Annotated in this window: 12 protein-coding genes and 1 tRNA gene; 1 reads left to right on the top strand and 12 read right to left on the bottom strand. The window is 53.6% G+C overall.

Annotation, left to right across the window (positions count from 1 at the left end; translation table 11 throughout):
• Positions 1-105: 105 nt before the first annotated feature.
• The 11 genes from purA to nnr all read right to left on the bottom strand — a co-directional run bounded on the left by purA (position 106) and on the right by nnr (position 12,137).
• Complete coding sequence (gene purA / locus OGV85_RS04085) at positions 106-1,404, bottom strand: adenylosuccinate synthase (protein WP_003025606.1); 1,299 nt, start codon at positions 1,402-1,404, stop codon at positions 106-108.
• A 102-nt stretch (positions 1,405-1,506) separates the two neighbouring features.
• Positions 1,507-1,704 carry a DUF2065 domain-containing protein gene (locus OGV85_RS04080; protein WP_003025602.1) on the bottom strand — a complete coding sequence of 66 codons (198 nt, stop codon included), beginning with the start codon at positions 1,702-1,704 and terminating at the stop codon, positions 1,507-1,509.
• Positions 1,705-1,786: 82 nt separating this feature from the next.
• The gene (hflC, locus tag OGV85_RS04075) at positions 1,787-2,791 is read right to left on the bottom strand and encodes a protease modulator HflC (RefSeq protein ID WP_003025595.1); all 1,005 of its coding nucleotides are present in this window, start codon (positions 2,789-2,791) and stop codon (positions 1,787-1,789) included.
• A 2-nt stretch (positions 2,792-2,793) separates the two neighbouring features.
• Positions 2,794-4,047, bottom strand: coding sequence for an FtsH protease activity modulator HflK (hflK, locus tag OGV85_RS04070; protein WP_003025593.1), 1,254 nt, complete (start codon positions 4,045-4,047; stop codon positions 2,794-2,796).
• 189 nt (positions 4,048-4,236) lie between these two features.
• Positions 4,237-5,517: a ribosome rescue GTPase HflX gene (gene hflX / locus OGV85_RS04065; RefSeq protein WP_003025589.1), complete on the bottom strand. Its 1,281-nt coding sequence runs from the start codon at positions 5,515-5,517 to the stop codon at positions 4,237-4,239.
• Between the two features lie 74 nt (positions 5,518-5,591).
• Positions 5,592-5,900, bottom strand: coding sequence for an RNA chaperone Hfq (gene hfq, locus OGV85_RS04060; protein WP_003025584.1), 309 nt, complete (start codon positions 5,898-5,900; stop codon positions 5,592-5,594).
• An 84-nt stretch (positions 5,901-5,984) separates the two neighbouring features.
• Complete coding sequence (gene miaA, locus OGV85_RS04055; RefSeq protein WP_061547585.1) at positions 5,985-6,935, bottom strand: tRNA (adenosine(37)-N6)-dimethylallyltransferase MiaA; 951 nt, start codon at positions 6,933-6,935, stop codon at positions 5,985-5,987.
• On the bottom strand, positions 6,928-8,799 hold the full coding sequence (mutL, locus tag OGV85_RS04050; RefSeq protein WP_061547586.1) for a DNA mismatch repair endonuclease MutL: 1,872 nt from the start codon (positions 8,797-8,799) through the stop codon (positions 6,928-6,930). The genes miaA and mutL overlap by 8 nt, the downstream gene beginning before the upstream one ends.
• A 9-nt stretch (positions 8,800-8,808) precedes the next feature.
• Positions 8,809-10,140, bottom strand: a complete 1,332-nt coding sequence (gene amiB / locus OGV85_RS04045; RefSeq protein ID WP_016149446.1) for an N-acetylmuramoyl-L-alanine amidase AmiB — start codon at positions 10,138-10,140, stop codon at positions 8,809-8,811.
• A gap of 16 nt (positions 10,141-10,156) precedes the next feature.
• Positions 10,157-10,618: a tRNA (adenosine(37)-N6)-threonylcarbamoyltransferase complex ATPase subunit type 1 TsaE gene (gene tsaE / locus OGV85_RS04040; protein ID WP_003025570.1), complete on the bottom strand. Its 462-nt coding sequence runs from the start codon at positions 10,616-10,618 to the stop codon at positions 10,157-10,159.
• A complete protein-coding gene (gene nnr, locus OGV85_RS04035) occupies positions 10,590-12,137 on the bottom strand; it encodes a bifunctional ADP-dependent NAD(P)H-hydrate dehydratase/NAD(P)H-hydrate epimerase (RefSeq protein WP_003025569.1) in 1,548 nt (515 codons plus the stop codon). Before nnr ends, tsaE begins: the two co-directional genes overlap by 29 nt.
• On the opposite strand from nnr, the gene queG reads away from it, so the two are divergent.
• Positions 12,136-13,275, top strand: coding sequence for a tRNA epoxyqueuosine(34) reductase QueG (gene queG / locus OGV85_RS04030; protein ID WP_032948370.1), 1,140 nt, complete (start codon positions 12,136-12,138; stop codon positions 13,273-13,275). The genes nnr and queG overlap by 2 nt on opposite strands.
• A 269-nt stretch (positions 13,276-13,544) precedes the next feature.
• Here the strand turns inward: queG and OGV85_RS04025 are convergent.
• Positions 13,545-13,620: transfer RNA gene (locus OGV85_RS04025), tRNA-Gly, on the bottom strand.

Raw genomic sequence — 13,620 nt, 5'->3', positions numbered from 1 at the left:
AGCGAGGAACTTACGTGATTTTAAGCCGGATTCTGATGCAAAGCACCTTATCCGGCTTGAGATATTGCAAGCGCAGCGCCATTCGACGCCACGCTATAACCAGAATTATGCGTCGAACGGGTCGCGCAGGATCATGGTTTCAGTACGGTCTGGGCCAGTTGAGATAATATCAATCGGCACACCGGTCAGTTCTTCAATACGCTTGATGTAGTTCAGTGCAGCCTGCGGCAGACCGCTACGTTCCTTCACGCCGAAGGTAGATTCAGACCAGCCCGGCATGGTTTCGTAAATCGGCTCGATACCTTTCCAGTCGTCTGCTGCCAGCGGAGTAGTCGTTACTTCACGGCCATCCGGCATACGGTAAGCGACACAGATTTTCACCTCTTTCAAACCGTCCAGTACGTCCAGTTTGGTCAGGCAGAAGCCAGACAGGGAGTTAATCTGTACTGCACGGCGTACAGCAACGGAGTCCAGCCAGCCGGTACGACGACGACGACCGGTGGTCGCACCATACTCGTTACCTTGTTTGCACAGGAACTCGCCAACGTCATCAAACAGTTCAGTCGGGAACGGACCCGCACCTACACGAGTAGAGTAAGCTTTGATGATACCCAGAACGTAGTCCACATAACGTGGGCCCAGGCCAGAGCCGGTTGCCACGCCACCTGCGGTGGTGTTGGAGGACGTTACGTACGGATAGGTACCGTGGTCGATATCCAGCAGCGTACCCTGCGCACCTTCAAACATGACGAAATCGCCACGCTTACGCGCCTGGTCCAGCAGATCGGAAACATCAACAACCATCGAGGTCAGGATGTCGGCGATAGCCATCACATCATCCAGCACTTTCTGGTAGTCAACTGCTTCAACTTTATAGAAATTCACCAGCTGGAAGTTGTGATATTCCATCACTTCTTTCAGTTTTTCAGCGAAGGTTGCTTTATCAAACAGATCGCCAACACGCAGACCGCGACGAGCTACTTTGTCTTCATAAGCCGGACCGATACCACGACCGGTAGTACCGATCGCTTTCTCGCCACGCGCTTTCTCACGAGCGTTATCCAACGCAACGTGATAATCAAGGATCAGCGGACAAGCTTCAGACAGCAGCAGGCGCTCGCGAACCGGGATACCACGATCTTCCAGTCCTTTCATTTCTTTCATCAGCGCGGACGGAGACAGAACAACACCGTTACCGATGATGCTGATGACATTCTCGCGAAGAATACCTGATGGAATAAGATGGAGGACGGTTTTTTCACCGTTGATTACGAGAGTATGGCCTGCGTTGTGACCACCCTGGTAGCGCACAACATATTTAGCCCGTTCAGTCAGAAGATCGACGATCTTCCCTTTACCTTCGTCACCCCATTGGGTGCCCAGTACGACGACGTTGTTACCCATTTTTCAAAATCACCGTTTGCTTAAAAATGGATTCTACCACCGCTTTTTCAGATATACAGCACTTTTTGCATGCGAAAATCCGCAAATTAGTCTACTTATTAATCAGCCAATCGTTTTCCTCAACATGTAGTAGACCACAACGCCCGCAACCACAAGACCTCCACCAAAACGACGCAAAATATTTTCGGGAAGTTGCGCCATTGCAGAGATCATTTTCTTCCATGCGCTGGGATAAAGCATCGGACCCAGCCCTTCCAGCACCAAAACCAGCGCGAGCGCCAGCAAAATTGTTGAATTCATCCATCGCCCTTATATAAAAAGAAAACCACCGCATCCCTGGAGATGCCGGTGGTTTTGCTGCTTTAAAACCGCTGGAACGCGATTAGCGTGTCGCGGAACTCGGTGTCTTCATGTAGCGGAAGAAATCGCTGTCCGGACTCATGACCATCACGTCCTGGTTGCCTTCGAAGCTCTTCTCGTAAGCACGCAGGCTACGGATGAAGGCGTAGAAGTCAGGATCCTGACTAAACGCATCGGCAAACAGCTTAGCGGCTTCTGCATCGCCTTCACCGCGCATGATACGGCCCTGACGCTCAGATTCTGCCAGCGTTTTAGTGACTTCATAGTCCGCCGTTGCACGCAGTTTTTCCGCCTCTTCCTGGCCTTGTGAACGATGGCGACGCGCTACCGCTTCACGCTCAGCGCGCATACGGTTGTAGATAGCCTCGGACACTTCAGCAGGCAGGTTGATTTGCTTAATACGCACGTCAACCACTTCGATGCCCAATGCCGCCATACTGTTCGGGTTGATGACCGGTACTTTACCGTTCGTTTCAGCCTGAACACGTTCAGCCGCTTCGGCAATCGCGCTATCTGCTGCCGGAGTCGCCACTTCATCTTCCGTGCCAGCAGACCCGGAGTTCAGCGCGTCACGAACTTCCAGGGTCAGACGACCGCGGGAATCGGTAACGATGTCCTTCACGTCCAGACGACCAATTTCAGAACGCAGACGGTCAGAGAACTTACGTTTCAGCAGGACTTCCGCCTGAGAAACATCGCCACCGCCCGTTGCCAGGTAGTAACGGCTAAAGTCACTGATGCGCCACTTGATGTAGGAGTCAACAATCAGGTCTTTCTTCTCTTTAGTAACAAAGCGATCGGCCTGGTTGTCCATGGTCTGAATACGCGCATCGAGCATCTTCACAGATTCAATAAACGGAATCTTGAAGTGCAGGCCTGGTGCAACGACCAGCGGCTTGTTTTCATCGTCACGCAGAACTTTACCAAAGCGCAGAGTAATACCGCGCTCGCCTTCTTTGACCACAAAGACAGACATGAACAGAACTACCAGAACGATGATGATAATCGCAATAACTGACTTACGCATCGTTATTCCCCCTGACGCTGGTAGTCGTTACGCTGCGCATTCGCGCGGCGTTGGTCCATAATATCGCCCTGACTGGTGGACGATGTATTGCTTGCTCCAGTGCTGGAAGTCGTTGCTGGCGGCAGACGCAACAGGTTTGAACTGCTGTCAGTCTTTGCTGCTGGCGCACTACCACCTTTCAGCATTTGATCCAGCGGCAGAACCATCAGATTGCTGCCTTTATCGTTAACCAGGACTTTGCGGGTATTGCTCAGCACTTTTTCCATGGTTTCGATATACAGACGCTCGCGGGTAATTTGCGGTGCGGCTTTATATTCCGGCAGAATTTTTGCGAAGCGAGCCACTTCACCCTGTGCTTCCAGGATGGTCTGAGTCTTATACGCACGCGCTTCTTCCAGAATACGCTGAGCCTGACCGTTTGCACGCGGCTGAACTTCGTTGGTGTACGCTTCTGCTTCACGAATGTACTGCTGTTCGTTTTCACGTGCTGCGATAGCATCGTCAAACGCGGCTTTTACTTCTTCCGGCGGACGTGCTGCCTGGAAGTTGACGTCCAGCAAGGTGATACCCATGTTGTACGGACGGATTGTTTCTTCCAGTTCCCGCTGGGTATCGCTACGAATAACGGTACGCCCTTCGGTCAGGATACGGTCCATGGTGTATTTACCGATAACCCCACGCAGGGCGCTGTCAGTTGCCTGACGCAGACTGTCATCCGCACTGGTTACGCTAAACAGGTAACGCTGCGGATCGGTCACGCGGTACTGTACGTTCATTTCGACGCGCACGACGTTTTCGTCAGAGGTCAGCATAACGCCGGATGCGGCAAGTTCACGCACGGCTTCAACGTTGACCGGTGTCACTTCATCGATAAAGGTCGGTTTCCAGTTCAGACCCGGTTCAACCAAATGGCTGAATTTACCGAAGCGTGTCACCACGCCACGTTCCGCTTCTTTAATGGTATAGAAACCGCTAGCCGCCCAGATAATGACGATGGCGGCCGCTGCGATAGTAAAGACTCGCCCGCCCAGTTGCGGACGCGGGCCTTGCGATGAACTACCGCCGCCAGAACCAGTACCTTTACCGCCACCCAGACCACCGAGCTTTTTACTCAGTTTGCGGAAGATATCGTCCAGATCGGGAGGTCCCTGCTCGCGACCACCTTTGTTTCCATTTCCCTCAGGGTTGCCGCCAGGTTTGCTGCTTCCCCAGGGGTCGCGGTCTTGTCCGTTATTACCGGGCTGATTCCACGCCATTTTTGTGCTCCATATTTGTTATGCGATGCTATACCTGCGTCTTTTGCGCTGCCGATGCGTTGGCTGCGTCCCTCAACTCCAGTCACATAGTTGACTATGCTCCTGGAGATTTCAGGACTTGCCGCCTTCCTGCCGCACAAAATCCACAAGGTATAGAGGCGAAAAAATCTTCAGGCCATATCCGTCAGATCAGACAACATAGTCTTCCAGTGCCGGTTCTTGTTTACAGAGGCGACGCCAGTCTACGATCGGCATACGAACCTGCAGACCTACGCTGCCGTCTTCCTCCATCCACTCTTTTTCTATTGCCTGAAGTTGATAAAACCGGCTTCTCAAACGCCCTTCCTGCGGCGGCAAACGCAACGTATGCTGCGCCACCTCACCGGAAAGTCGCTCAGTCAAAGCCTGAAAAAGTTGTGGTATACCAATCCCCGTTTGCGCTGATACCCAAACGCGAATGGGTTTATTCTCTTCATCTCTATCGATACGCGGCTCAAAGTCATCCAACATATCGATTTTATTCATCACCAGCAGGGTCGGGATCTCATGTGCATCGATCTCTTCGAGCACCGTGTCGACTGCCTCGATGTTTTCCTGCACACGAAAATCTGCAGCATCAATAACGTGCAGCAGCAATGTCGCCTGACGTGTTTCCTGCAAGGTGGCTTTAAATGCCGCCACCAGGTCGTGCGGCAAATGGCGGATAAACCCTACGGTATCCGCCAGCACGGTCTCACCCACGTCCGCCACGTCTATGCGGCGCAGCGTTGGGTCCAGGGTCGCAAACAGCTGGTCCGCAGCATAAACCCGGGCTTCGGTGATCTGGTTGAACAGGGTGGATTTTCCGGCGTTGGTATATCCCACCAGTGATACGGTTGGGACATCCGCTTTCTTGCGCGACTGCCGCCCCTGCTCACGTTGCTTTTCAACTTTTTCCAGGCGCGACTGTATTTGCAAAATGCGATTACGCAGCAAACGACGGTCGGTTTCGAGCTGGGTTTCACCCGGACCACGCAAACCAATCCCGCCCTTTTGCCTTTCAAGGTGGGTCCAGCCACGGACCAGACGCGTAGCCATATGGCGCAACTGCGCCAGCTCAACCTGCAACTTACCCTCATGGGTGCGCGCACGCTGGGCAAAAATATCTAAAATAAGACCGGTCCTGTCGATAACAAGACACTGGCACAACTGTTCCAGGTTACGTTCCTGGGCGGGGCTCAGAGCATGATCAAAAATCACCACCGCAGCGCCAGTCGCTTTTACGGCTTCGGCAATTTCGATTGCCTTACCTTCACCAACAAAATACTTCGGGTGCGGTGCTTTACGGCTCCCGGTAATCACCTGCATTGCTTCGACACCGGCGGAAGAAACCAGAGATTCAAACTCCTGGAGGTCTTCCATATCTTTGTCTTGCGAAAAATAGATGTGTACCAGTACCGCCTGCTCACCGGCATCATAACGGTCAAACAAGCGTCAACCCCTTAATATAAATCAACGGGGAACGCAGGATCGCTGGCTCCCCGTATGTAAAACAGCTAATAACCTTATTCGGTTTCTTCGCTGTCCTGTTGCGCAGATGAACCTTGCGCGTTGCTACCGTGATGGTAGTTGCTGCCAGTGCCGCCGGTGGCATTATTGCTGTGATGAGAAACCGGACGAGACGGGACAACAGTAGAAATCGCGTGCTTATAAACCATCTGGCTGACCGTGTTTTTCAACAGGATCACGAACTGATCAAAAGACTCGATTTGACCTTGCAGCTTAATACCATTCACCAAATAAATAGAAACTGGAACACGTTCCCGACGCAGTGCGTTCAGGAACGGATCTTGTAAAGATTGCCCCTTAGCCATTCTCTCTTTTCCTTATATGCTTATTTGTACTTTGAACCTTTCGATTCTGAAAAATTGCGCACGATACGTTTCAATTGTACACATTCAGTTCGCGATAGCACCAACAACCTGTAATACTTCGTTTCGCGCCTGGTCAGGCTTTTCACTGTCAAGCCAGTGCACCCCTTCCCAACCACGCAACCAGGTTACCTGTCGCTTCGCCAACTGCCTCGTGGCGCAAACACCTCTATAAACCATTTCATCGTATGAAATTTCACCTTCAATGTATGACCACATCTGGCGATACCCTACACAACGAATGGAAGGCAAATCCGTATGCAAATCTCCACGGGCAAAAAGCGCCCGGACTTCTGCTTCAAAACCTGAAGCTAACATCTGATGAAAACGCTGCTCAATTCGCTGATGGAGCAGTTCACGGCTCGCCGGGGCGATTGCAAACTGATGCACCTGATACGGCAAAGCATCTCCTGACGTTTGCGTCAGCTCCGTTAAAGTTTTACCCGAAATGAAAAAAACTTCCAGTGCCCGGGAAAGTCTTTGCGGATCATTTGGATGAATACGCGCCGCAGCCACCGGATCGATGTCCTGAAGCTGTCGGTGTAACGCGTCCCAACCCTGCTCTGCCGCCTGCTGCTCAATTCTGGCCCTGACTTCCGGGTCCGCCGACGGTAACGGCGACAGCCCTTCAAGCAAGGCTTTGAAATATAACATTGTGCCGCCCACCAGCAACGGGATACGCCCCGCGGCGGTGATGTCGGCCATCTCGACTAACGCATCGCGACGAAAATCCGCAGCGGAGTACGCTTGCGACGGATCGCGAATATCCAGTAATCGGTGCGGCGCGGCCTGTAATTCATCTGCATCGGGCTTGGCTGTACCGATATCCATCCCCTTGTAAATAAGGGCGGAATCAACGCTTATCAACTCTATGGGCAAAACTTTACGCAATTCAATTGCGAGTGCCGTTTTACCGGAGGCCGTTGGCCCCATCAAAAAAATCGCCTTTGGCAGGCTCGCCTTACGGGTATCACTCATGTTTCAGGGCATTCATTACCGAATGTAAATCAACAGGTTGTAACAGACCACCCGGCGGTGCCTTCACGAGTTGTGGGCAGAGCCGCTCAACATCCGCTAACAGCGTAATCGCCTGTGCCATACTCCACTGTGGATGCTCGCTAATCAGGTTACGTGCGATCCACTGCGCAATATTGCCCGGCTCGAATACGGATTGCTGCGCCAGGTAGCCTATCAGTTCAGGAATCAAGATTTGTAAATTTTGTTGGCGTAAGGGTAAAGGCACCGCCCGGATGGTCACATGCTGCGCATCCAGTTGAAATTCAATGCCCAGCTCAGCCAGTTGGCTCTGTCCTTTTTGCAGCGCCGCTTTTTCATCGGCGTTGACTTTTAACCGTAAAGGGATCAGCAACGGCTGGGCGCAAACGGTCCCCTGGTCCGGCGTTAATTGCGCCTGACGCAGCCAACGCTCAGCCACCGGTAATGCCAGCAACCGAATATGGCCATCGCACTCGAGTAACGCACAGTCTGCACCGACAATCGTTAGCACCCGGCCAAAGCCCTGACTGCTGCCACTCAGAGGTGCCGATGATGTTTCAGAGACCGGCGTTTTACGCGTTGGAGCCGGCGTCTGCATCAGTTTCTGATAAATTTCGCCCTGCTGCTTTTGATATCCGGGTTGGGCATGAGGCCAACTGGCCCCCGCCTGACGGCCTGCGCCACTACTGCCGTTTCCAGCGCCAGCGGATGCTGAGTACCGCGGTGTTGCAGGTTCACGCGCGGGGGCAGGCTCGGCAAAATGGTTACGTCCGGCAGCAACACGGTTTTCCGGGATGTGCCTTGGAGCAGGTTCGTCCTCATCAGCCAACAGCAGCGGCGTTTCAAGCTGCTGTTGCAGGACGCTCAACACGCCCTGGTAAATAAAATCGTGCACCAAGCGGGATTGATGGAAACGGACCTCATGTTTAGCTGGGTGTACGTTGACATCCACTTGATGCGGATCGATTTCCAGATACAACACAAAAGCGGGTTGTTGATCGGCTCCCAGCTTATCTTCACAGGCCTGGCGGATAGCATGGTTGATCAGCCGATCTCGCATCATCCGACCATTCACATAACAGTACTGGATTTCTGCCAGTGCCGCCGTTGTGTGGTTAGGATCGGCCACCCAGCCGCGCAGCGTTAAATCACCATGCTGCCATTCAATCGCCAGCGCATGCTCCAGAAACGGCGTGCCGCAAATCGCGCCCAGCCGGCGCTCTTTCTGCCCATCCGCGGCCACTGCCCGGTACTGACGCACCACTTTGCCGTTGTGAGACAAATTAATCGTCACATCAAAACGCGCCAGCGCAATGCGGCGAATAATTTCGTCGATATGATTAAATTCAGTTTTCTCGGTGCGCATAAATTTGCGCCGCGCCGGGGTGTTATAGAACAGATCTAACACCTCCAGTGTGGTTCCCACTGGATGCGCAGCAGGTTTTACCGTCACATCCATGTCGCGCCCTTCAGCATAGGCTTGCCAGGCCTCAGGCTGCTCTTGTGTGCGCGACGTCAGGGTTAAACGAGACACGGAGCTGATACTTGCCAGCGCTTCGCCACGAAATCCGAGGCTCACGATGGCCTCAAGATCGTCAAGCGAGGCTATTTTACTGGTGGCATGACGCGCCAGCGCCAGCGCCAGCTCGTCTTTTTTAATCCCGCAGCCGTTGTCACGAATACGGATAAGCTTCGCGCCGCCGCGCTCAATATCGATATCAATGCGCGTCGCACCGGCATCGATGCTGTTTTCCACCAGCTCTTTCACCACTGACGCAGGCCGTTCTACCACCTCGCCTGCGGCAATCTGGTTCGCCAGCTGTGGCGGTAGAACCTGAATCGGCATGGCTAATCCTTAATTTGTTAACGTGTTACCCGGCGATATGGCGCTGGCGGTTTGCGCCGGCGCGCCCTGCGGTCCGGTTTGCATCGGGTGCGCCTGGAAATAGTTACGCAATCCTTTGTATATCGCCTCAGCCAGTTGCTGCTGGTAATCATCGCTCGCCAACAGACGTTCTTCGCTGTTGTTACTGATAAAGCCGGTTTCAACCAGCACAGACGGGATATCAGGCGAACGCAGTACGCCAAGACTGGCGTGTTCCGGACGGCGCTTATGCATCGAACCAATACGTTCTAACTGGCCGATCATGCTGGTCGCCACATCATACCCGACGCGCTGCGAATGACCGAACTGCAGATCCAGTACGGCCTGGCTGAGATAAGGATCGGACTGGCTGTTTGCCAGCACATCGCCCGCGCCGCCCAACAGCTCCGATTGTTTTTCGTGCTGTTCCAGCCAGCCGGCCATCTCACTGTTCGCCCGACGGTTCGACAGCACCCAAACGGAAGCACCTGTGGCATCACGGTTTGGCGCGGCATCCGCGTGAATAGAAACCAGGAAATTGGCGTTTTGTTTACGTGCGACGTCTGAACGCCCCATCACCGAGATAAAGTAATCGCCATCACGGGTGAGTACGCCTTTAAACATTGGGTCATCATTGAGCAAGCTGCGCAGTTTACGCGCCACGGCAATCGTGACGTTTTTCTCACGCGTGCCTCCAGGGCCAATCGCCCCCGGATCCTGCCCGCCGTGTCCGGCATCAATGGCAATAACCACTTTTTCACCGCTGCCGGTGCTGGCGCGCGCCGCAGGTCGTGTGGAGGTATTACTGTTGGTCACCATCGTGGTGCGATCGTTCTCTGCTTTAAACGGGTTACGCGCAGGCTCGGCAGGACGAGGGGCGACAACCGGCGTTTCAACACGCTTAACAACCACTGGAGGTGGAGGCGGTGGCGGTGGCGCATCAGCTTTGATGGTAAACACAACTGTATAATTGCCGCCGTTCTGTCGTTTAACGGCTTCGGCCTTGCCGTTCTCGGTTAAATCCACCACCAGACGCAAGGACTGCGCATCTTTTGGCGTGCCGGAGCGGATAGATTTCACCAGATTATTGCCGCTAAACAGCAGCGGTAATCCCTGAATCACTCCGGTTTGTTTTATATCCAGCGCGACGGTGCGTTTCCCGTCCTGGCTCACGGCGTATTCAGGCTCGCCAATAAAGCTCAGCGTAATCCGCGCCTGTTGATTGCCATTGGAAACCTGAAGATCGGAGAGGCTGGCGGCCCCTGCCTGCGCGCACAGCAGGACCAGGGTTGCCATCAGCCAGTTTCTGATGCGATAAATCATCCCGCCACCCTTAAGGTTATTCGGCTAAACGCGCCAGCAATAATTCACCCGATGAGGAGACTGCGCTTACGCGCGCCTCCCGACCTTGCGCCTGATATTCAATGTGTATTTCGACGTCCGGGTCTGGCAGTACACCTTTACCTTGTTGCGGCCATTCCACCAGGCAGATGGCATCATTGGCAAAATAATCGCGGATCCCCATAAATTCCAGCTCCTCCGGGTCCGCAAGTCGGTATAAATCGAAGTGATAAACCATCAAGTTATCGAGTGAATAGGGTTCAACCAGCGTGTAGGTGGGGCTTTTTACATTACCTTTATGACCTAACGCCTGCAGAAATCCCCGGCTGAAAGTGGTTTTACCCGCCCCCAGGTCGCCGTACAAATATATAACCGTCGCGCCGTCACAGGCTTTGGCTACCCGCAGTCCCAGGTCTAAAGTTGCCTGCTCATCAGGTAGTGGAATTACTCGATTCATCATGATAAACGTCAATCACATCAGGGTTAACAATACGCTGTAGCGTGGTAAAGAGATCTGTCGCCAGCATGCCGCGCGTACCAAAACGCGCCGCCAGCACATCCGCCGCCGCTCCGTGCGCAACACATCCCGCACATGCTGCATCATACGGGGTAAGCTTCTGTCCGAGCAATGCGCCAATAATACCGGAAAGCACATCTCCCATTCCGCCGCTGGCCATCCCTGCATTGCCGGTATCAATAATACCTAACTCAGCCTGTTCAGCTGCAACAACCGTACCCGCGCCTTTCAGCACTACCACGCCTCCGTACCGTTTTACCAGACGTTGTGCACAAAGTAAGCGATCGTCTTCAATTTCTGCAATGGAACAGCCCAGCAGTCGCGCGGCTTCACCTGGATGCGGCGTGATCACGCGATTGTGACGTTTATCGGGGTTGATTGCCAGCAGGTTCAGCGCATCCGCATCCCAGAGCATCGGTTTGCGAAAATTCTCCACTTTTTGCAGCGCTTTTTTGCCCCACTCCTGCTGACCAAGACCAGGTCCTATCACCACAACATCCGCCCATGCCAGGCTCTCTTCCAGAGTCTGCGGCGTCAGCGCATCGACCATCAGTTCTGGTCTGGCAGTCAGAACAGGCGCAATGTTCTCACTGCGCGTCAATACTTTGACCAGCCCGGCTCCCGCACGCAACGCCGCTTCACCGGCCATACGTATTGCACCTGCCGTGCCGTAGTCGCCACCGATAATCACCAGCCGACCGTGGGAGCCTTTGTGTGAGGTGGGCCGACGCGGCGTTAGCCAGTGCGCAAGCTGTTGAGCATCAAAACGTTGCAGCGGCGCGTTCTGCCCCGCCAGCCAGTCGTCCAGCCCAAGAGCATTAACATGCAGACGTCCGGTGACATCGCGTGCTTTACCGGTGAGCAGACCTGGCTTGAGCGCAATAAAGGTAACGGTATGCGCAGCGTTGATGACTGCCCCCGGCGTCGCCCCCGTCTGCGCCAGCAGGCCGGAGGGAATGTCGATTGCAATTGTAGGGGCTGGGTGGCTATTGGCACGTTCGATCAACGCCGGGAGAGGTTCACGCGGCGCGTTTTTTAAGCCAGTACCTGACAGCGCGTCGATAATGACGTCCACGCTGTCTGGCCAGTTAATATCAGCAGCATGAATAACGCCACCGGCGTTAAGCCAGGCGTCGTGCGCCTGCTGCGCTTCCTCGGGGAGCGGTTTATCACCCTCGTGCGCCAGCAACGTAACATTAAAACCCTGCGCTTTGGCAAGTCTTGCCACCACGTAACCATCACCGCCGTTGTTGCCGTGACCACATAGCACCAGCCAGTGTTGGGCGTTCGGATAGGCCTCGCGGGTGACCTGAAACGCCGCCTCTCCCGCCCGTTGCATCAGCTCATACAACGTCAGCCCTAAACTGTCTGCCGCCTCTCGCTCCATACGCCTGATGTCATCGGCGTGCCAGATGGAGTGTGGTATACTTGCGGGGTTTTTCTTCATTGTATGGTCCGTCATGTCAGAGCCCCTCGATCTCAATCAGTTAGCGCAAAATATTAAGCAGTGGGGGCTGGAGCTTGGCTTTCAGCAGGTCGGTATTGCCGATACCGACCTCAGCGAAGCAGAGCCCAAACTGCAGGCCTGGCTGGATAAACAATACCACGGCGAGATGGACTGGATGGCCCGTCACGGCATGATGCGCGCCCGCCCCCACGAATTATTGCCCGGTACGCTACGCGTCATCAGCGTACGTATGAACTATCTTCCTGCCAAAGCGGCCTTTGCCAGTACGTTGAAGAACCCTTCTCTGGGTTACGTCAGCCGTTACGCGCTTGGCCGCGACTACCATAAGCTGTTACGTAACCGCTTAAAAAAGCTGGGAGAGATGATTCAACAGCACTGCGCTTCGCTGAATTTTAGACCTTTTGTCGATTCTGCGCCCATTCTTGAGCGTCCTTTGGCTGAAAAAGCCGGGCTTGGCTGGACAGGTAAGCACTCACTAATCCTCAATCGCGAAGCCGGTTCATTTTTCTTCCTCGGGGAATTACTAATCGATTTACCCTTGCCGGTCGACCAACCAGCAGAAGAAGGATGCGGGAAATGCGTCGCCTGCATGACCATCTGTCCCACCGGGGCCATCGTTGAACCCTACACCGTAGATGCGCGCCGCTGTATCTCTTATCTCACTATCGAACTGGAAGGCCCGATCCCGGAAGAGTTTCGTCCATTGTTGGGGAATCGAATTTACGGCTGCGACGATTGCCAGCTCATTTGCCCGTGGAACCGCTATTCACAGTTGACGACAGAGGATGACTTCAACCCGCGCAAGCAGCTTCATGCTCCGGAGTTAATAGAGCTGTTTAGCTGGAGCGAAGCGTGGTTTTTAAAAGTCACGGAGGGGTCTGCCATTCGTCGTATTGGCCACCTGCGCTGGCTGCGAAATATCGCCGTTGCGTTGGGTAATGCCCCCTGGGATAACGCAGTTATTCACGCGCTGGAAAGTCGCAGAGGTGAGCACCCACTTCTCGACGAACACATAGACTGGGCGGTTGCTCAGCAAATCGAGAAGCGAAATACCTGCGTAGTTGAGGTGCAGCTACCGAAGAAACAACGTTTGGTCAGGGTCATTGAGAAGGGTCTGCCGCGCGACGCTTAAGTCATCCACAGCTTGTGTATAAAAATAAAAATACATTGATATTCAAGAGGGAAAAAATCGTCAAGTGATCGCATTAACAATTTGAAATGATAATTAAACCAATAATTTCAATCAGTTAAAATGATACTATTCACCCGGCGAAGTTTTTTGCATTCCAGGAATAATACCCGAACCTGTGGATAAGTCTGTTTACAAGAGTATGTCAATGACGAAACAAAACGTCCCCAACGCGATTATTCGTTGTGGATATTTTTATTGGGGTAAGAATTTGGAGCGGGAAACGAGACTCGAACTCGCGACCCCGACCTTGGCAAGGTCGTGCTCTACCAACTGAGCTATTCCCGC

The organism is Citrobacter sp. Cf132 (assembly GCF_030333885.1).
Lineage (GTDB): Bacteria > Pseudomonadota > Gammaproteobacteria > Enterobacterales > Enterobacteriaceae > Citrobacter > Citrobacter freundii.
This window is presented reverse-complemented; position numbering and strand designations above follow the sequence as displayed.

What these genes read in the sequence shown, in the direction of transcription:
- tsaE (WP_003025570.1), bottom strand. Translation starts at nt 10,618, where the DNA reads ATGATGAATCGAGTAATTCCACTACCTGATGAGCAGGCAACTTTAGAC.
- mutL (WP_061547586.1), bottom strand. Translation starts at nt 8,799, where the DNA reads ATGCCGATTCAGGTTCTACCGCCACAGCTGGCGAACCAGATTGCCGCA.
- purA (WP_003025606.1), bottom strand. Translation starts at nt 1,404, where the DNA reads ATGGGTAACAACGTCGTCGTACTGGGCACCCAATGGGGTGACGAAGGT.
- queG (WP_032948370.1), top strand. Translation starts at nt 12,136, where the DNA reads ATGTCAGAGCCCCTCGATCTCAATCAGTTAGCGCAAAATATTAAGCAG.
- miaA (WP_061547585.1), bottom strand. Translation starts at nt 6,935, where the DNA reads ATGAGTGATACCCGTAAGGCGAGCCTGCCAAAGGCGATTTTTTTGATG.
- hflC (WP_003025595.1), bottom strand. Translation starts at nt 2,791, where the DNA reads ATGCGTAAGTCAGTTATTGCGATTATCATCATCGTTCTGGTAGTTCTG.
- hfq (WP_003025584.1), bottom strand. Translation starts at nt 5,900, where the DNA reads ATGGCTAAGGGGCAATCTTTACAAGATCCGTTCCTGAACGCACTGCGT.
- hflK (WP_003025593.1), bottom strand. Translation starts at nt 4,047, where the DNA reads ATGGCGTGGAATCAGCCCGGTAATAACGGACAAGACCGCGACCCCTGG.
- nnr (WP_003025569.1), bottom strand. Translation starts at nt 12,137, where the DNA reads ATGACGGACCATACAATGAAGAAAAACCCCGCAAGTATACCACACTCC.
- OGV85_RS04080 (WP_003025602.1), bottom strand. Translation starts at nt 1,704, where the DNA reads ATGAATTCAACAATTTTGCTGGCGCTCGCGCTGGTTTTGGTGCTGGAA.
- amiB (WP_016149446.1), bottom strand. Translation starts at nt 10,140, where the DNA reads ATGATTTATCGCATCAGAAACTGGCTGATGGCAACCCTGGTCCTGCTG.